General features: G+C 32.4%; 15 protein-coding genes. 7 read left to right on the top strand and 8 right to left on the bottom strand.

The window, feature by feature from the left end; all coding sequences use genetic code 11:
• Positions 1-10: 10 nt before the first annotated feature.
• On the bottom strand, positions 11-1,003 hold the full coding sequence (gene ilvC, locus QZV12_RS00560; protein WP_295615579.1) for a ketol-acid reductoisomerase: 993 nt from the start codon (positions 1,001-1,003) through the stop codon (positions 11-13).
• Between the two features lie 454 nt (positions 1,004-1,457).
• Here ilvC and QZV12_RS00555 point away from each other — a divergent pair, with 454 nt between their 5' ends.
• Positions 1,458-2,798, top strand: a complete 1,341-nt coding sequence (locus QZV12_RS00555; RefSeq protein ID WP_295615577.1) for an MATE family efflux transporter — start codon at positions 1,458-1,460, stop codon at positions 2,796-2,798.
• Between the two features lie 383 nt (positions 2,799-3,181).
• Positions 3,182-4,579 (top strand): MATE family efflux transporter, encoded by a 1,398-nt coding sequence (locus QZV12_RS00550; protein ID WP_394350711.1) that lies wholly within the window; start codon positions 3,182-3,184, stop codon positions 4,577-4,579.
• A 322-nt stretch (positions 4,580-4,901) separates the two neighbouring features.
• On the opposite strand, the gene ilvN is transcribed toward QZV12_RS00550, so the two are convergent.
• The gene (ilvN, locus tag QZV12_RS00545) at positions 4,902-5,393 is read right to left on the bottom strand and encodes an acetolactate synthase small subunit (protein ID WP_295615573.1); all 492 of its coding nucleotides are present in this window, start codon (positions 5,391-5,393) and stop codon (positions 4,902-4,904) included.
• A 1-nt stretch (position 5,394) separates the two neighbouring features.
• Positions 5,395-7,092, bottom strand: coding sequence for an acetolactate synthase large subunit (locus QZV12_RS00540; protein WP_295615571.1), 1,698 nt, complete (start codon positions 7,090-7,092; stop codon positions 5,395-5,397).
• 406 nt (positions 7,093-7,498) lie between these two features.
• Between QZV12_RS00540 and purD the strand changes: the two genes are divergently transcribed.
• From purD to QZV12_RS00515, 5 genes are all read left to right on the top strand, one after another.
• Positions 7,499-8,812, top strand: coding sequence for a phosphoribosylamine--glycine ligase (gene purD / locus QZV12_RS00535; RefSeq protein ID WP_295615569.1), 1,314 nt, complete (start codon positions 7,499-7,501; stop codon positions 8,810-8,812).
• A 125-nt stretch (positions 8,813-8,937) separates the two neighbouring features.
• Positions 8,938-9,987: a hypothetical protein gene (locus tag QZV12_RS00530; protein ID WP_295615567.1), complete on the top strand. Its 1,050-nt coding sequence runs from the start codon at positions 8,938-8,940 to the stop codon at positions 9,985-9,987.
• A gap of 400 nt (positions 9,988-10,387) precedes the next feature.
• The gene (argF, locus tag QZV12_RS00525; RefSeq protein WP_295615565.1) at positions 10,388-11,299 is read left to right on the top strand and encodes an ornithine carbamoyltransferase; all 912 of its coding nucleotides are present in this window, start codon (positions 10,388-10,390) and stop codon (positions 11,297-11,299) included.
• A gap of 109 nt (positions 11,300-11,408) precedes the next feature.
• Complete coding sequence (locus QZV12_RS00520; RefSeq protein WP_295615563.1) at positions 11,409-12,416, top strand: tetratricopeptide repeat protein; 1,008 nt, start codon at positions 11,409-11,411, stop codon at positions 12,414-12,416.
• 325 nt (positions 12,417-12,741) lie between these two features.
• Positions 12,742-13,398: a queuosine precursor transporter gene (locus tag QZV12_RS00515; protein ID WP_295615561.1), complete on the top strand. Its 657-nt coding sequence runs from the start codon at positions 12,742-12,744 to the stop codon at positions 13,396-13,398.
• Between the two features lie 467 nt (positions 13,399-13,865).
• On the opposite strand, the gene QZV12_RS00510 is transcribed toward QZV12_RS00515, so the two are convergent.
• The 5 genes from QZV12_RS00510 to QZV12_RS00490 all read right to left on the bottom strand — a co-directional run bounded on the left by QZV12_RS00510 (position 13,866) and on the right by QZV12_RS00490 (position 20,407).
• The gene (locus QZV12_RS00510) at positions 13,866-15,455 is read right to left on the bottom strand and encodes a hypothetical protein (RefSeq protein WP_295615560.1); all 1,590 of its coding nucleotides are present in this window, start codon (positions 15,453-15,455) and stop codon (positions 13,866-13,868) included.
• Between the two features lie 3 nt (positions 15,456-15,458).
• On the bottom strand, positions 15,459-15,644 hold the full coding sequence (locus QZV12_RS00505; protein WP_295615558.1) for a hypothetical protein: 186 nt from the start codon (positions 15,642-15,644) through the stop codon (positions 15,459-15,461).
• A 379-nt stretch (positions 15,645-16,023) separates the two neighbouring features.
• Complete coding sequence (gene argS, locus QZV12_RS00500) at positions 16,024-17,745, bottom strand: arginine--tRNA ligase (protein ID WP_295615556.1); 1,722 nt, start codon at positions 17,743-17,745, stop codon at positions 16,024-16,026.
• 273 nt (positions 17,746-18,018) lie between these two features.
• Entirely contained in the window at positions 18,019-18,444 is a 426-nt protein-coding gene (locus QZV12_RS00495; RefSeq protein WP_295615555.1) for a signal peptidase I, read from the bottom strand.
• A 307-nt stretch (positions 18,445-18,751) separates the two neighbouring features.
• Positions 18,752-20,407, bottom strand: coding sequence for a hypothetical protein (locus QZV12_RS00490; protein WP_295615553.1), 1,656 nt, complete (start codon positions 20,405-20,407; stop codon positions 18,752-18,754).
• Positions 20,408-20,841: the final 434 nt, after the last annotated feature.

Raw genomic sequence — 20,841 nt, 5'->3', positions numbered from 1 at the left:
TTAAATTAACTTATTCTTCTTTTTGTAATCCACAAGCAATTCTTAATCTTTTACCAACAATTTCGATGTCTTCTTTTTCTTCAGCAGCTCTCATTTCTTTTAAGTTTGCTGCATCAGTTGCGTTTTCATCTGCAAATTGTTTTTTGAATGTGCCGTCTTGGATTTCTCCTAAGATTGCTTTCATTTCTGCTTTGGTTGCATCGGTAATGATCCTATTACCTCTAGTTAATCCACCGTATTCAGCAGTGTTACTTACATCGTGCCACATTCCATCCATACCGTTTTCGTAGATGTCATCTACAATGAGCTTTACTTCGTGACAGGTTTCAAAGTAAGCGATTTCAGGTTGGTATCCTGCTTCAACTAAAGTTTCAAATCCTGCTTTGATGAGTGCACTGAGTCCACCACATAATACAGCTTGTTCACCGAATAAGTCAGTTTCAGTTTCTTCTTGGAAAGTGGTTTCAATTACACCAGCTCTAGTAAGACCTACAGCTTTTGCCATACCTAATGCAATTTGTAATGCGTCTCCAGTAGCGTCTTGTTCAATAGCGACAAGTCCAGGAATACCGAAACCATCTAAGTAAGTGGTTCTAACTCTTGAACCAGGTCCTTTAGGTGCAAACATTACAATGTTTACATCTTCTCCAGGTTGGATTAATCCAAAGTGAATGTTGTAACCGTGAGAGAATGAAATAGTGTTTCCAGCTTCAACATAAGGAGCGATTTGTTCTTTGTAAACTTTTTCTTGGGTTTCATCAGGTAATAATATGTGGATGATGTCAGCAGCTTCAGCAGCTTCTTCAATAGTTTTTACATTCATTCCATCATCTACAGCTTTTTGCCAGGATGAACCTCCTTCTCTAAGACCGACAATAACATTTAATCCACTGTCAGCCATATTTCTAGATTGACCACGTCCTTGACTTCCGTATCCAATTACAGCAATAGTCTTATCTGCAACTACTTCTGCGTCAACATCGTCATCATAATACATTTTCATTTTAAAGACTCCTTTAAATTTTTTAATAATTTTATAAATTTAATAGTTAATGATTCATTGCCTTGATTTTAAAGCGATAAATCAATATATCCAATAGATAAATTAGCCATTTTATATTCAGCCAATTCACCAATATTAAATATAATATTTATATATTTTGATTTAATAGTTTATAAAACTTATCAATACTGATATTTTAAAAAAGAATTCCAAAGCAAAATTCTATGGGCCATAAACCATTTCCAACAGAAGATTTCTTAAATATCTTGATTATCTAGAAATTCCATTCACTAATTTTAAATCTTGAATCAAATTGAAAAGTCATTTAGAAAACTTTATTTATTTAACATGAATAAAATTATATTGTATATAAACTTAATTAATTTAATTAATAATTAATTAGGTTACATATTTAAAGAAGTTCAAATCATTAGATTTTAGGTTAGGGAGGAGTATGTTCGATAATAAAGATAAAAACAAGAATATTGAAATCATTACAGGAGATCCGAAAGTTGCTATACGAAAGCTCAGTATACCTATGATGCTTTCTATGGTTTTGATAATGATGTATAACCTTGCAGACAGCATATGGGTAGCAGGACTTGGCTCAGATGCATTAGCTGCTATCGGTTTTATCACACCTTTGTTTATGGTGCTTATAGGCCTTGGGCATGGTATCGGTGCAGGAGCTAATTCCCTTATTGCAAGATACATCGGTGGGGAAGACCCTGCTAAAGCCAACAATGCAGGATTGCATGGAATAGTGCTTTCCATCATCGTATCAATAGTGTTTACAATCCTTATGCTTTTGGCAATGAAGCCTATCCTTATTGCAAGGGGAGCAGGAAAAACCATGTCATACGCTTACAGATATGGAAACATTGTTTTTGGATTTCTAATCGTATTTGTATTCTCTGCAGTTTTGTCTGCAGTGTTCCGATCTGAAGGAGACATGAAAAGGGCAGTCATACCAATTGCCGCAACTTCCATACTCAATATCATCTTAGATCCAATATTCATCTATTACCTTAACCTTGGAATAGAGGGAGCTGCATGGGCAACTGTTATCTCTTCTGCAGTATCCATCCTCATTATGTCATATTGGATTTGGATAAAAAAAGACCTATCCCTTGACTTATCTTCAACTCTTGAGAACATAATATTTTCAACCCTTGCAGTTATAGTCAATACTATGCTTGTTATGGTAAGCGGAACAGATGCAGTAGCTGCTTATACTGCAGCAATGAGAATTGTTCAAATGTGTATGATTCCAATGATGGGAATCGGTACAGCATTGCTTACAATATCTGGAGTTGCATATGGAGCCCACAACTATAAAAACCTAAAGACAGGGTACAATTATGCAGTAAAGCAAGGATTTATAATCTCTATCGTTCTTGCTATCCTAATGATTGTTTTCTGCAACCAAATCGCTTCAATATTCAGCTATACAAGTGCAAGTGCAAGCCTTGGTCCTCAAATAGCATATTCAATTAGAATATTAAGTCTCTTTGTAGTTGCAATACCTCATGGTATCATGTCTTCCATGATGTTCCAAGGAGTTGGAAAAGGTCCTAAAGCCCTTAAGGTCACACTTCTTAGATCACTTGCATTTGAATCCATATTGGCATATCTATTTGGATTCGTATTGGGATTCGGACTTATTGGAATTTATGCAGGTATAATATTAGGCTGTTTCCTTGGAGGAACAGTTGGATTCATTTGGTCTAAACTCTTTATCGATAAGTTCCAAATCTTATCCAAGGATAGATATGAAAATACAGGAGCCAAATAGGCCAATTTAAATAATTTAAAAAATAGCATTGCTGTTTTTTATTTTTCTTTTATTTTTTGATTTAAACTAATATTATTACTGAAATATTCTTTTCTTAAATTTTTTGATTAAAACTACCCCATTACTGAAACCTTTTCTTTTCTTTATTGATTTAAACTAATCTTATTCTTAAACATTCTTTTTGTTTTATTTTTTTTTACTTTAAAAAACTGTTTTTGCTAAAATTTATTAATATACATTATTTTCTGCTCTTTAAAATTTGTCAATAAAATGCCAATTAACCCAATTCTAAACTTTATTTAATTAAGAGATTTTAAATATAAAGAAAGAATATATAAATAGTGTATAAAAATTAATAAACAAAACCCTTAATTTGGAGAATGATAATGTCAGAAACCAAAGAAACAAACAAGAATATTGAAATTATTACCGGAGACCCTAAAAGGGCTATTAGAAAACTTAGCCTCCCTATGATGCTTTCCATGCTATTAATTACTTTATATAACCTTGCAGACAGCATATGGGTAGCAGGACTTGGTGCAGATGCATTAGCTGCAATAGGATTTATCACTCCTCTCTTTATGGTTTTAGTAGGACTTGGAGGAGGAATCGGTGCAGGAGCAAACTCACTCATTGCAAGAAGCATCGGAAGTCAAAATTACCAGGAAGCAAATAATGCAGGATTGCATGCAATCTTACTTTCTATAGTTGTATCTGCAATATTTACAGTAGTGATGATTGTATTGATGGTCCCTATTCTTGAAATTATGGGAGCAGGAGAATCAATAAGTTATGCTTCAAGCTATGGTTACATCATTTTTGGATTCTTGTTTATTTTTGTTTTTTCAGGGGTTTTATCAGCAATCTTCAGATCTGAAGGAGATATGAGAAGAGCTACACTAGCCATTGCTGTTACTGCAATATTAAACATTATTTTAGATCCAATATTCATCTATTATCTTAACCTTGGAATGGCGGGAGCAGCTTGGGCAACCATTATATCATGTACTGTATCAGTCCTTGTGATGAGCTATTGGATTTGGGGTAAAAAAGACCTTTTCCTTGACTTGACACCGAAAAACTTCAAATATAAAACTAAAATACTCCTTGAAATCTTTGAAGTGTCTATCCCTTCAACCTTGGAAAATGTCATATTTTCAGCTCTTGGAATCTTGATCAATTCCATGCTTGTGATAGTTGCTGGAACAAGTGCTGTAGCAGTCTATACATCTTCTTTAAGAATTATACAATTAGGTATTATCCCATTGATTGGTATTGGAACAGCAGTTCTTACTGTAGCCGGTGTTGCATATGGAGCCCATAACTATAAGAATCTTCAAATAGGACATAGTTATTCCATTAAAATAGGATTGATAATAGCCATAATCATTTCAGCATTGATGGTCATATTCTCCAATCAGATAGCAACTGCATTCAGTTATACAAGTGCAAGTTCCTCTTTGGCACCTGAAATTGCAACAGCCATTAGTGTCTTAAGCTTTTTCAATATATGTGTGCCTCACGGAATGATGTCATCAATGATGTTCCAAGGAGTTGGTAAAGGAACTTACTCACTTATCATTACCCTTCTCAGGTCCCTTATTTTAGAAACACTATGTGCATACATTTTCTGCTTCATATTTGGATGGGAACTTGTTGGAATTTATTCTGGAGTGATATTCGGCTGTTTCCTAGGTGGAACATTTGGATACATTTGGGCAAAATTCTTCATAAGAAGATTCAAAAGAATATCCCAAGATCTCTATGGGCATAATGAATAAAAAAAAAAGTAAAAAAAACATAAAACATTAAAAAGTAAAAGAAATTATTCTTTTACATAAACTATTTATAAAAAAAAAATCAGAAAAAAAAAAGAAATAAACCTTATTCAACAACTATTTTTAAAAAAAAAAAGAAAAAAAGAGTTTTAAAAAATCTAAAAAATTTTGATTTGATTTTAAAAAAAAAATAAAAAAAGAAATGGAAATTAAATAAATTCCCAATAATAACCCTCATACTTTAAACCCATATAACTAATGAAAAGATTTTTGGTCAAGGTTTTGCACCCCGAAGGGGCGGAAAAGCTTGGGCGTAAAGCGTGGATTAATGATGTCCTCTTGCAATTGCAGTAGGACCAGTACGAGCTATCTTTTTAATTCCAAATGGCTTAAGCAATCTTAAGAAAGAATCAATCTTATCTGGATGGCCAGTGACTTCCATTGTAATGGTATCATCCAATACATCAATGATTTTAGCTTTGAATATGTCTGCATATTCTATAATCTCAGATCTTGATTTTTCCTTAGTTGTCTTAACTTTAACTAAACAAAGCTCTCTTTTTAATACATAATCCGGATCAAGGTCCTTGATTTTTACAACATCAACAAGCTTGTGCAATTGTTTAATTACTTGTTCCAAGACCTTTTCATCCCCTTGTATAACAAAGACCATTCTTGCTAAGCCTTCAACTTCAGATGCCCCTACAGTAATGCTGTCAATATTGAATCCACGCCTATTCAATAAACCTGCAACATTCTGAAGTACACCTGGCTTGTGTTCAACTAAAGTACTAATAACATGAGATTTTTCGCTCATTTTATTTTCCTCCTTGGACGTCTTTTTCATATTTGTACTCACCAAGAAGCTCGTTTATGCCTCCACCTGGTGGGAACATAGGTATAAACTCATCCTTTTCAACTGTTATTTCTAAAAGAATGGATTCATTATCTTTCAATGCTTTGGATAAGGCTTCTTGAGTCTTATCAACTTCTTCAACTCTTTCTGCATTGATTCCAAAGCTTTCTGCTAATTTAACAAAGTCAGGAGTAGTTCCCAAATCAGTTTCAGAGTATCTCTTATCATACATCTTGTTCTGCCATTGGTAAACCATACCTAATTTTCTGTTGTTTAACATAGCAATAACTACAGGAATGTCATTTTCCTTGATTGTAGTAAGTTCTTGGCAAACCATTAGGAATCCTCCATCACCTACAATAGCAAGTACCGCATCATCAGGACATGCCACTTTAGCACCAATAGCTGCAGGGAAACCGAATCCCATAGTTCCAAGACCACCTGAAGAAATGAACTTGCGAGGTTTTGAAATGTCAAGGAAATGTGCAGCCCACATTTGGTGAAGACCTACATCAGTGGTTACGATTGTATCTTCTGTAATGGCACCAGCGATTTCTTTGATAACTTGCTGAGGCTTTAAAGGAATATCAGTATAGCTTACTCTTGGTATTGTAGATTTCTTAAAGTCTACAATAGAATTGAACCAAGCACTCTCATCAATTTTAGAACCTTCCAAGTCATTAATCAACTGATTCAATACAATCTTTGCATCACCTACAATCGGCAAGTCTACAGCTACATTTTTACCAATTTCAGCAGGATCAATATCAATGTGAATCACTTTAGCATCTGGGAGGAATTCCTCTAATTTACCAGTTGTTCTATCAGAGAATCTGCAACCAACTGCAAGTAGGCAATCAGTTTTATTTACGTTTTGATTAGCAACCTGTTTTCCATGCATACCCAGCATGCCTATAGAGAAGTCATCCTCTTCATCAATTATGGCTTTACCCATTAAGGTTGTGGCTACAGGAGCCTTAATTAAGTCTGCAAGTTTTTTAACTTCCTCTGAAGCTCCAGCTAATATTGTACCTCCACCTGCTAAGATAAATGGCCTTTCTGCATTTTTAAGCATTTCTGCTGCTTTTGCAATCTGTTTATTATTACCTTTCACAGTAGGCTTATAACCAGGAGTAGGAATTGTTCCCAATACATATTCATCTAATTCTTGCTCTTGCACTTCTTTAGGAACATCAATTAAAACAGGTCCGTTTCTGCCTGTTGAAGCAATCTCAAAACTGGTATTTATAATGCTTGGAATGTCATTAGCATCTTTTGGCTGGTATGAATGCTTTGTTATAGGCTTTGTAATACCTAAAATATCCACTTCCTGAAAAGCATCATTACCAATTAAATTACTGACTACCTGTCCGGTAATTGCAAGTAGTGGAGATGAATCCATATATGCGTTTGCAATACCTGTAACTAAATTGGTTGCACCAGGGCCAGAAGTAGCTAAACAGACACCAACTTTACCAGAAGCTCTTGCATAACCTTCTGCAGCATGTGCTGCGCATTGTTCATGTCTAACAAGTATATGCCTTAAGTCTGAGTCATATAACATGTCATAGAATGGAATGACGGTACCGCCAGGATACCCGAATATGGTGTCAACACCTTTGTCCATTAAAGCTTTTATTATAGCGTCTCCGCCTCTCATTTTCAACCGTCCTTTTAATTTAATAATTTCAATAAGTTTGATAAATCAATTATTTTAAAATGCAAATCAACATTTCACTTAAATGGAAAAATATGATAAATCAATTATTTTTAAAATGTAAATTAACATTTCACTTAATGGCAAATAAACTTTTCTAGAAAAATCAAGCATTATTTATTTTGCCTTTTGATTTGTAATGTAATAATATATATCCTAAGATAGATATAAATATTAACATATTAAAATTGAAACTTAATATATAATCACATACATAATAATTATTAATGAATATTTTCTAAAGTAAAGCAAGGAAATAATCTAAATTATTAATGAATATTTTCTAAATGAAAAGCAAGAAAATAATCTTAATTCCAAATTATTAAAACTCTAAAATGGGAGATTAAAAATGAAAGTATTAGTTGTTGGAACCGGTGCAAGAGAACATGCAATCTGTGATGCATTAAAAGATGATGTAGAATTATATGCTTACATGAGCAAGAACAATCCTGGAATAAGCAAAATTTCCACCTTTAAAAAGGGAGATGAAGGTGAAGTTGATGAAGTTGCTAAATTCGCAAAGGAAAACGAAATCGAATTAGCTGTCATCGGACCTGAAGCTCCTCTTGGAAAAGGAATTGTAAATGCTTTGGAAGCAGTTGGAGTCCCTTGTGTTGGACCAGCACAAGAATCTGCAAGAATTGAAACTGACAAGTCATTTATGAGAAACCTATTTGAAAAGTATGACATCAAAGGATCCTTAACCTACAAGGTATTTGACAACTTCGAAGACATCAGCGCATTTTTAGATGAATATGAAAAGGAAGTTGTAGTAAAACCTGTAGGATTGACTGGAGGTAAAGGTGTAAAGATTGTAGGAGACCACCTTAAAGACAATCAAGATGCAAAATTATATGCAAAAGAAGTTATGGACAATGCAATGGGTGGATTTGCACAAGTAATCATAGAAGAAAAGGTTGTTGGTGAAGAATTTACAATCCAAGCATTCTGTGATGGAGAAAACTTAGCTCCAATGCCAGCAGCACAAGACCACCCTCACGCTTTTGAAAATGACCAAGGATTAATCACTGGTGGAATGGGTTCCTACTCTGATGTAGGTGGATTATTGCCATTCCTCACTCAGGAAGACTATGATGAATCTGTTGACATTATGAAAGAAACCTTAAAGGCAATAGCTAAGGAAACCACTCCGTACAAAGGAATCCTTTATGGTCAATTCATGTTATCCAATGAAGGTCCAAAACTCATTGAATACAATGCAAGATTTGGAGACCCTGAAGCAATGAATGTGCTTCCACTTTTAAAGACTCCAATGGTTGATGTATGTCAAGCTATCGTTGATGGAAAACTTGGAGAAGTTGAATTCGAAGACTTAGCTTCCGTATGCAAATACATCGTACCAGATGGATACCCAGACACTCCTCATGCTGGAGAAATCATTGAAGTGGATGAGGAAGCTATTGAAGCACTTGGCGCTAAAGTATTCTATGCAGCTGTAAGCCAAGAGGATGATGGAATCCGCTTATCTGGCTCAAGAGCTTTAGGAATCGTTGCTCAAGGAAAAACCATAGCTGAAGCTGAAAAAATAGCTGAAGAAGCTTGCGGTTTAGTAAAAGGAAATGTTTACCATAGAAGAGACGTTGGAACTGAAAGCTTAATCCAAAAACGTATCGATCATATGGAAGAAATCAGAAACAGATAAAAAAATCCGAATATAAAATTTAATTGTCTAATATATTTTTCCAAATCTATTGGATTTCAAATCCATGTTAATTAGCTTCATGCTAATTAACCACTAATACTTTATAAAATGAATTTGGTGATGAAATGTCTAAATCAGCTAAATCTAAAAATGCAACATTAAAAAAGGTGAAAAAACTAGTAAGACAAGGAAAGTACCTTAAGGCATTAAGGGTTTGTGATGAATATTTAGACAATGCCCTCGCTGAAGAAATTCTAATTTTAATGAAAATCGACATCTTGGTTGAATACTATAACACTGATGAATTCATTGCATTGATTAATGAATATAAAATCAAATTAACTCATTTTTTAGAAGAAAATCAAGAGATAGAGCTTTTAAAGATCTGCAATACACTTGACAATTATCTTGAACTGAAAACCCAAAACTTGGCAAATGAAGGAATAGTCCAATCATATATTGCTGGAGGATTGCTGATAGATAATATGGAAACCATTTTAGTATTGAATGAAATGGTCAAGGACAATTACGAAAGCATAAAGAGTGATGCTGAATATATTGAAAACAGAACTCCTCATGAGCTTGAAGGATTTGTAGATAATGTAATGAAAACTTCATATCAATATTTGGAGCTCATCCTTGAAAACCCTAAAGAGCAAATAGCCAATGCCAACTTTGATTTAAAAAGGATTCTGATAAAAATAAGAAAGTTCTTGGAACCTAAAAATGAAGAGGATGAAACTGAATCTATTAATGCTGCAGAGGAAATTGAAGCAGCAACCCCTGTTGAATCTGAAGAAATCATAAATGATTCAAATGAAATATCTGAACTAGAAGAAGACAATTTCGATTTAACTGATGAAGGCCAAATCGAAGAAGAGGAAATATCTGAACTTGAAGAAAAAAGTGTAGTGACTTTAGCTGAAATAGTCAATCCAGAAGAAAACGATGAAACAGATATTTTGGAAATTGAAGACAATACGGAAATATCTAATGCATATAGTGATGATGAAGAGATTCAAGGACTTAAAGATATTGTTTCCGATTTGAATGATAAAAATGAGTTTAAAAAAGCTTTAACATATCAAAGAAAACTTGTTAAATTAGCAAGAGACAAAAATATTAAAGCTAAAGAGGAAGTGGATTCAGAACAAAAAATACTTTCCGATTTTTAAATAATCTACTGAATCAAATAATTATTGATAATTGCTTTTTTTTGAGACTGTAAAATTTTATAGGCTTATTTTAATTTTATTAGATTTCTTTATAAGTAAAAATCAATATTATGATTTTAAGCCTAAACTTTTTTACAAACTCCTTTTTTTAAATTAACTCCCTATTTTTTCACTTATTTTAACAGACACATCAATCATATACAAGATTATCTACTGCCATTTAATGCAAGTATCCAACAATAAACCATCATTATACAGTAGATTTAATGAAGTATACTATAGAAATTGCCTAATATATAATATATTTAAAAGTAAAGTTTTAATAATTAAACAAATATATATTTATTTTTATTATAGTTAAAACAAGTATTTAAAATAACTTTTTTAGAAGGAGTCAAAAATGAGAAGTCTATTATCTATAAGCGATATTAAAGATGAAGTCACAAAAATATTGGATATAGCAAGTGACTTTAAAGCAGGAAAAATAGAGGAAAAGCCTCTAAAAGATCAAAAGCTAGCAATGGTTTTCCAAAAATCATCTACAAGAACAAGAGTTTCATTTGAAGTTGGAATGTATGAATTAGGTGGAACTGCATTGTTCCTATCTACCAATGACATTCAATTGGGAAGAGGAGAGCCAATCAAGGATACAGCAAAAGTATTATCCAGATTTGTAGATGCAATTATTATAAGGGCAATTGAACACGATGATGTTGTAGAGCTTAGAGATGAAGCAGATGTTCATATCATAAACGGATTGACTAATTTAGAACACCCATGTCAAGCATTGGCAGACATGTTAACCATTAAGGAACATAAAGGCGGATTTGATGGAAAATTCGTTTATATCGGTGATGGAAACAATGTATGCAACTCTCTCTTATTAATCTGTGGATGCTTAGGAATGGATATGGCTATTGCTTGTCCAGATGAATACAAGCCAAATGCTGAAATTGTAGCTAAAGCTGAAGAGTATGCAGCAAAGAACAATTCCACAATAACCATTACAAATGATGTGAAAGCTGCTGCAACTGATGCAGATGTTATCTATACTGATGTGTGGGTAAGTATGGGTGATGAAGCTGAAAGTGAAAAAAGAAGAGCTGACTTTAAGGAATATCAAGTCAATCAGGAACTTATTGATTTGGCAAAAGATGACGTAATCTTTATGCACTGCCTACCTGCAATCAGAGGGGAAGAAGTAAGTGCAGAAGTGATTGACGGTCCTCATTCTGTAATATATGACCAAGCGGAAAACAGAATGCATGCTCAAAAAGGAGTTTTATACTACTTCCTAAAGGAATTGCAATAATTAGTGACATCTCATTAACATTAAAAATCTTAAATAAATACTTGAAAACAATTTTACGACTCCACTTATCATTAAAACTCTCAAATTAAAGCTTTAAAAGGATGAAAACATGGACTTTAATGACCCTGCATTAGAACACTTAGTGAATAAAATAACAGTTGCATTACAGGAAAACAACAGAGAAGAAGCTGCAAGATACATGGATATCATCTTAGAAGAGTATCCTGAAGTTGCAAATATCCTAATGAATTCAATAGAATTCCAAACATTAATGGCTGAAAATGAGGAAATGGCAAATGCTGCAACAGAGGGAGAGTCACAAGCCCTTAGCGATGAAGACATAATCAAGCCAGGAAATGCAATGGAACTTGATGAAGAGAGAATCATCAATGATATGAATGCAATGTTAGATGTTGAACCTGAAAGCGCTCAGGAATATGTTCAAAAAGGAACAGTATTAACAATTACAGAGCAGTACGAAGATGCCATTGACTGCTTTAACAAGGCACTTGACTTGGATCCAAATAACCTTTCTGCATTGATTTCAAAAGGAAACACCTATGAGCTTATGGAAAACTACCAAGAGGCTTCAAAAGTCTATGATGTAGTTATAGAAACTGAAGTAAGCGACATTTATGACTTAATGAGCAAAGGTTATGTCCTTGAAAACCATCAAAGATTTGATGATGCCTTAAAAACCTATAATAAGGCATTGAAAACTGATAAAAACAATTCTAACATTCTCTTTTTAAAAGGAAGTTGTCTAATCAAGCTTCAAAAACATGAAGAAGCTGTTGAAACTTTAGATGAATGCATTGAAAGATACAATGACAATTCTTATGAAACCATTTTTGATTTGGAAAACGCTTATCACAACAAAGGTGTTGCATTGCATGCAATAGAAGAGGATGATGAAGCACTTGAAGCATTTAGCCTTGCACTTGGAATCAATCCAAACTATCATTACACTTATTATGAAATAGGAATCATCCAAGAAGACAGAGAGAAATACGAAAGTGCATTAAAGAATTATGAAAGATTCTTGGAATTCGATAATACTGACTCTGAAGTAGTGGAAGCTAAAGAAAGAGTTGAAGAAATATTGAAAAACAATTAGACCTAATTTAAATTATTAAAATTATTTGAAATGAAAAACAATTAGATTTAATTTAAATTATTAAAATTATTTGAAATGAAAAACAATTAGATTTAATTTAAATTATTAAAATTATTATGAATATTCTAAAATATTTATAATAATTCTTTTTTTATGAGAAAATAATTCATTCGTTATAATAAAAACAATCACATGAATTCATTTTTTATTTTTAATTTTGATTCCTATTTAAGGACAGTATCAATCCACTTTATAAATTTTTATAAACAATAACTTATAAAAAATAAAAATAATAAAAAAACTGAATTAAAACAGCTGTGATAAAATGAGTTTTCTAAAAAACAAACCTAGCCAAATGGAATTGTATCCAATCGTTACTGGATTCTTCTGCGGATGCCTTATAATATCTAATATTCTTGCTGCAAAAACATTTTCAGTATATGATATCATATTGCCATGCGGAGTGGTTATTTTTCCTCTTGTATACATTGTAGGGGATGTGCTAACAGAAATCTACGGATTTACCCTTGCAAAAAGAACCATTTATTTAGGATTTGTTATTAATGTAATAGCTGTCGCAGCATATCAAATAGCAATTATGCTGCCTGGAACAGATTTGACAATTTCAAATGCATTCAGCATCATTTTAGGAAACACACCAAGAATATTGATAGCAAGCTTCATTTCATATCTTATTGGATCTTATGTAAACGCTTATTTTATGAAAATCCTAAAGGAAAAATATACCGATTACCTATTTGCAAGATGTTCAATCAGTACCTTATTTGGTGAAGGTTTGGATGCAATCATCTTTATCACAATAGCTTTTGCAGGACAAATGCCTAATGAAGTCTTAATCACAATGATCCTATGCCAAGGAACATTTAAAATACTTTATGAAATCATTGTCTATCCAATTACAAAATGCGTAATCAATTGGATGAAATCACTTGATGATAAGCCTTTTGCAAAAATAGATTAAAAAATATAAACCACCATAAATCTGATAATGAAATACACGACTAAACATCACCTATTTTCCAATAAAAAAATTTTATTAATTGAAATAATGAAAATAACGATTGATTAAATTGATTTACTATATGTAACTATTGTTTAAAAATAGCATAGATGTAATTTAATTAACCATATAATTTTAATATAGACTTATCCATATTGACTAGTACATATGCAGACCATCTTGAAATAATTTAGGGCTTTCTATAGATCTAAGAAAAAAATATCCGAACAGTATAAAAAAAGAATTTAAAAAATAAACAAAGCGGAAAAATAAAATTAATAAAAAATTTATACCTTAAAAAAATAAAAAAAGGAAAAATAAGAGAACTAATTCATCTTACAGATTCCTATAAAACTATTGAATATCAAAAAAGGAATATTCATTGATATGCAATTGAAATATAGACCTGAAGGTTAAAAGAGGATTTGTTAAAAGTAACAGTTAGCATGACTAGCATTAACCTCAAATTCCCCATCATATTTGATGTCGCCAATATATACAGGACAACTATACATGCCACCATCTCTATCAGTAGTACTTTCCCAAAAACCAATGGAAGGGTGATAGAAATTTATATTATCACATGTAATTGCACCACCAATATCATGTGCAAAATTTTCGTAAATATAGCAATTTTCATATAAGTTTACATCATCCCTTGCATATATCGCTCCACCTTCAGCCCAACAAGCACTAGCTCCTTCAGCTCTATTATAAGCTAAATCTGCATTTCTTAATTTTGCATTTTTACAGAAAATTGCTCCACCATCTTCATATGCTTTATTCTTTTCTAAAGTGACATTATCAGCATCAACATCACCTTCAGCATATAATGCACCACCATCATCATCATTTGCAGAATTAGCCCTAAAGAGGGATTTTGATTTCATTAGTAAATTTATGTATATGTTTTTGGCATATATTGCTCCACCATAATCCTCAGCAGAATTCTCTATAAAGTCACAAGCCTCAACATATACATCTTTCTTGGAACGGATTGCTCCTCCATAGCATTGGTGGCTTTTTGCACCTGTTGCCTGATTGTTTTTAAACAAGCATCCATATGCTTGGACATCTTCATCACAGCATATTGCACCGCCATCAACTTTTGCCTTATTTGAATCAAATGTACAATTTTTAAGATATAATTTTGCTTTTGAATTTATTGCACCACCATTATCATCACCGGCCACATTGTATTTGAACACACAGTTTTTGAATTGTGAGTATTTGTTGCAATTTATATAGACTGCTCCAGCATAATCATCTGCCTTATTGTCTTCAAATATTGTGTTTTCAGCATCTATTGCATCATTTGTGAAGATTGCACCACCATCGTCATCATCTGCAGTATTTCCTCTGAATAGACAATTTTTAAGGGTTAAAGTATGACCTCCATCATTATAGATTGCACCAGCGAAATCATCTGCCCAGTTATCGATAAGACTACAGTTTATTAAAGTGTATTTAGCAGTTCCTTCGATAAATATTGCACCACCTTTATTAGTATAATCATTATGACCATTGATAATGATAAGAATTTTCAAGACGATATTACCGCTGTTAGAGTAAAATGCACTGCAGCCCTTTTTTCCCAAGCAATCTATAGTGTGACCATGACCATTGATTGTCAAATCCTTATTCAAATGAACTCTGGAACCGGATTGGCCTTTATAATCTTTATATAAATTTAAAACAAAACCCGTGGCAGTATTGTCTATCTCTGATTGAAGCTCATCAAAAGTACCAAAAATGCTTGATTCCTTTCTAGGATCATAAATATTAACAATTGCCTTAGGTATAAACTTATTATCTGAAAGACCAGCTCTGGAAATCTCTATAGAAAGAATTGTGGAATTTTCAGGAGTCTTAGGACCAGGAAGATCTGATTTTGTCTTATTCCCTTCCCCAACTTTTACATCAGTATCATTAGACTCTGAAGATTTAAAGTCTAAAAGATCCTTACCATCAACATCAATTTCTTTTGTTTTCTTATCGTAATCTCTAGGCAATTCCATCTTTTATCTTTTGATACCATCAGTACTGGAATCCACATGTTCAGAAATAGAATGAGCAGCATCTAAAGATCCATCTGCTATAGCAGAAGAATCAGTCACATGACCGTTATCAGCATCAGCTGCACAAACACAGCCAACACCTACTATCGAAATTAGCAAAACTACAAAAAGCATTAAAATTTTATTCATAATTGTCCCTTTTTATTCCGTTTTTTATAATTAAATATATCTATATTATATTATGAAAAAGACAATATATAAAGATTCTCGCATGTAAGTGCTCACTTGCACCTTAAAATACGAAATAAAGATAATATTTACATTTATTTAAACATTAAAGTAATATTTAAACTTTAAAATAAATTTAAATCCATTTAATAGAATTTTAAATTGGTTTTTAATAGGGACAAATATTAAATAAAAAAACTAAAAAAAATGAAATAGGAGTTGTTAAAAAAAGAAAAGGAAGAAATAGATAATTGCTCCCAACCAGTAAGGGAAATTACTTCCAACCAAAGAAAATATTTTGGTCAAGGTTTTGCGCCCCGAAGGGGCGGAAAAGCTTGAGTTACATACGTTCAGGAGCGCTTACTCCTAAAATGTCCAATGCATTTCTTAAGGTGATTCTAGCCTTTTCAACTAAAATCAATCTTGCATTTTCCACATCAGATCCTATTACCTGTTCAGCCTTATAGAACCTATTGAATGCACCAGCTAAATCTTGACAGTACTGTGCAATTGGATGGACTCTTTTTATATTAGCAGAATCTTCAATCAAGCTTGGGAATTTAGCAATCAATTTCACCAATTCTTTTTTATTGTCATCCAATGACCAATTGTCTTCTGCCTGAATAGTATTTATATCGATTCCTTTTTCCTCTTTAGCTTTTTTAAGTAATTTGCAAGCTCTTGCGTGAGCATATTGAATTGATGCACATCCTCGCTCAAAGCTTAATGCTTCATCCCATTTGAATGTTATGTGTTTTTCAGGGGATAATCTTGCAATATAGTATCTGATTGCACCGATACCAATTTCTTCAGCGATTTCATCTGCTGTTGCTTCATCAAGGTCAGGTCTCCTAGAGCTGATTTCCTCTTTAGCCCTTTTAACAGCTTCATCCATTAGCTCATCTACAGAGATGAAGACTCCTCTTCTTGTAGACATGGAACCTTCAGGTAAGGTGATGAATTCATAGAAGATGACTTCCATCTTATCATCATTCGGTTCAGTGACTTCAAGGATTTCAAGTGCAAGGGAGACTTGCTTTGCAGCTAACTTATGGTCAGATCCAAAGATATCCAAGACCTTGTCGCATTTCTTGCATTTGTAAATGTGATATGCAATATCTCTTGTAGAGTAAAGTGAAGTGCCGTCTGCCCTTCTTAAGACAAGATGCTTGTCGATTCCATACTCAGTCAAGTCAAGGTATAATACATCCTCTTTTCTTGCATAGCCAATATCATATAATTCCTGAGTGATTTTATCTACAATGCCTGTTCTTACAAACTGTCCTTCCCAGACAAATGCATCATGCTTTACATTCATTCTTTTCAAGGTTTCCTTTACACCTTCAAGACAGCTGTTGACTGCATATTCGAACTTTTCATCAAGTTCAGATGGTCCTCCTTCATATTTTCTAATGGTTGCATCTACACCTTCACCTAAGGACTCATCCTCTTTTAGCATTTGATTAACCTTAAAGTATAGTTCCCCAACTTTGTGGTCGATTTTTGCAGATGGCTGATCTTCAAGCTTTAAGCCAAGCTCTTCCATACCGAAAACAATCATAGCCAATTGTCTTCCCATATCGTTTACATAGTATTGGGTATCAACTTCTCTTCCTGCTGTGGTTAAGAGTCTTCTTAATGAATCTCCTAAAATGGAGTTTCTAATGTGACCAATATGCAAAGGACCATTAGGGTTAGCGGAAGTGTGTTCCAATATGATTTTCTCATCAACCTTATTAAGGGTACCATAATCCTCATCCACTGAATCCATCAATTGCTTTGCAAAGATATCATGATTGATGAAGAAGTTTACATAAGGTCCTGTTGCTTCAACCTTTTCAAATATTTCAGGAAGGTCAATTTTCTCTACAACTTCAGGAGCAATTAAATTTGGAGCCTTCCTTAAATGTTTAGCCAATTGGAATGAAACAGTGCTGGCTAAATCACCTAATTCAGGATTAGGTGGAAACTCCAATTTAATTTCATCATCAAAATCACAGTCAAATTGATCAACTGCTTTTTTCAAAGCTTCTTGAGCTTCTGATTTTATTTTAAAGTACATATAAACACCAAATAAATATAAGTTAAATAGCTTTCACCAATTCAATATGTTAAAGCTATTTTTAGTAAAAAAGTTATCATTAAAATAATTAAAAATACGATTAATTAAATTGATTTATGACATGAAACTATTAATTAAAATGATGATTAAATCAATATAATTAATCATAATTGTGTCTGCAATCTATAATAATATGATAGATATATATGTGAGTAGGACAATATTCAAAAGCCTATCATTTTATAGAATCACAGACAGAAAAAATCATTTATCTTAAAGTCCTCTTATCCATATAGAGATGTATCCTATTTTTGGAATAATCAATGGTTGACCATTAATGGTTACTACCCTTGAGGTAATTTGACTTGGTGTAACATAATAAGGATCAGGAGCATTGTTGTTATCCCCTTTTATTTCATACACAGTAGTGCCGTTTATTTGACCAATTTTTATCACCCTATGAATAACAGGTTCCTTATGCCAGGCAGCATTATAAACTACAATATCTCCAACTTGAACATCTTCTGGATTAAATTCTTGCAAGCCTAACAAATTAGCTTTTTCAAGCACAACTATATCTCCCCTATACATTACAGGTTCCATACTACCTGAAACAACTACATTCAAGTGTTGTGCAGCAATAAGAACAACTGCAATAAGGATAATATAAACTACTATTTCTTTTAAATCTAAATTCAAAATAACACCTTTTAATTTTTTTTAGAATAAATTGATTAGAATTATAAAAATTAAGAATTTCATAAAGTAAGTTTTTTTGATAAAATTCTTAATAGATTATAATATAAATAGTATCTTTTATAAAATATTTAAATTTAATCCAAAATTTAAAAAAGAAAAGCAAAACAATAGCAAAAAACTAAAAATTTAAAAAAAATAAAAAAGTAAAAGCCTAAAACTTAAACCTCAGAAAATCAAATAAAAAAGTAAAAGCCTAAAACTTAAACCTCAGATAAATAAAAAAAATAATAAAGTAAAAGATTAAAACTTAATATTCAAAATGTTCATTACCTCTAATATCCCATTCATAACTATAACTTATCCCCTTATGAGTAATTATACGAGCTTCATAGTCAGGAAAAGTCTCAGCATCATTAGACATAAAATGTACTTTCGGATCATAAAAGTATACATCTTTACAGGATATTGCTCCACCATGATCCCTAGCGGTATTATAATTCAAGATTACATTTTCATATATTTTTACATTTTCTTCAGCAAATATGGCTCCACCTTCAGCATCTGAAAGTTTTGCTCCAATTGCTTCATTACCACCAAATATAGTATTGTTAATTTCAATATTCTCACAGAATACTGCTCCACCATCTTCATGTGCATGATTACAGCTAAATCTTGCAAATGATAATTTTACTGTGCCTTCTGCATACAATGCACCACCATCATTATCATCTGCTACATTTTCTCCGAAGTAGGTGGTGGTGTCGAAGCCAGAGTCTTGATACCAAATTGGTTTCTTATGCTTCAAGCTGTAAGCTTCGGTTCCGATTTGATCTTGGTTTATATATATGTTTTTTGCATATACTGCTCCACCATAATCATTAGCATAATTACTTGTAAAGTTACAGTCGTCTATAAACACATCTTCTTCAGAGCATATTGCACCACCATAACATTGTCTAGAAAAACCTTTAGCAGCATTGGATGTGAATGTTGAATTAAATACCCTAACATTATTTTTGCACCATACAGCTCCACCATCAACACATGCCTTGTTATTATCAAATATGGAATTTTTAATTATAACTTCACCATTAGAAAATATTGCACCACCATCGTCATCATCAGCAGTGTTTTCTTTGAATAAACAGTTTTTGATTGTCAATTGCCTATAACCATCATTGCAGATTGCTCCACCATAATCATCTGCCCAGTTATTAATAAACATACAGTTTTCGATAGTGTATTGAGCTAATCCACCAATATATATTGCACCGCCGATATAAGTCTTATCATTGCGTCCATTGATTATGTTAAGATTCTTTAAGGTCACCTTTCCAAAGATTGAAAAAAATGCAAAACAATTTTCAGCACCTAAACAATCTATGGTATGACCTAAACCATTGATGATTAAATCTTTGTTGATAAAAATACAAATGTCATTTTGGCCATAGTAATCCCTAGTCAAATATAAAGTAGAGCCTTCTTCTGCATCGTCTATTTCAGCTTGAAGATCTTTAAAAGTTCCAGGGCTACTAATAGAAACTTCAGGAATTTCTTTAATCCCATCATCTATAATAGGTCCAATCTTTGGGGTTTTAGTAGAGTTATCAGTTGGGGTTTTAGTAGAGTTATCAGAATCAATTTTCACAACTATTTTCGGACCAGTAATGTTTAAGTCGGTATTATTCTGCTTATTAACAACAGGCCCATCGGTGTTGTCCTGCTCTTCATCATCAGGAACATCAACATCCCCTGTTTTATTTTCATAACCTCTAGGAAGTTCCATTAATGGCCTTTCGCCACTAGAAGGTTCAGAAGCTAAGTCTTGAGAAATAGAATCATCAATATCTAAAGATCCACCAATATCAGATGAATCAGTTACAGCCATATCAGCTGCACAAACGCAGCCAACACTTAAGATAGAAATTAAAAAAACTACAAAAAGCATTAATTTGTTATTCATAATTATCCCATTTTATCTATTTTTTATATTAAAATCACTTATATTATTATTTGAAAAAGAGTACATATAAAGATTCTCGCATGTAAGTGCTCACTTGCACCTCAAAATAGAAAATAAAGTAAAATTAACTAATATAAAGTAATTTAAAACAAAAATTATCGGCAAATACTAAAAAAAGAAATAAAATAGATATAATTAATAAACTAAAAAATTCTTTAAGGACGACAGCCAATTTGAAGTGGACATGCCTTTTTTAAAATAAGTTTATTTATTTCTTTAAATCAATTGTCTATTGGATATGCCTTTTTTAAAATAATTTATTTATTTCTTTAAACCATTTATTGATATTTTTTTCTAAATTTATATTATTTTTAAAATTTTGTTTTGTTGAATATAGAAAAAGGTTTTATTATAGTTTATTATGGTTTTTATAA

It is taken from the genome of uncultured Methanobrevibacter sp., assembly GCF_902769175.1.
Lineage (GTDB): Archaea > Methanobacteriota > Methanobacteria > Methanobacteriales > Methanobacteriaceae > Methanobrevibacter.
Note: the sequence above shows the minus strand (reverse complement) of the source record. Positions and strands in the feature narration are given on the sequence as shown.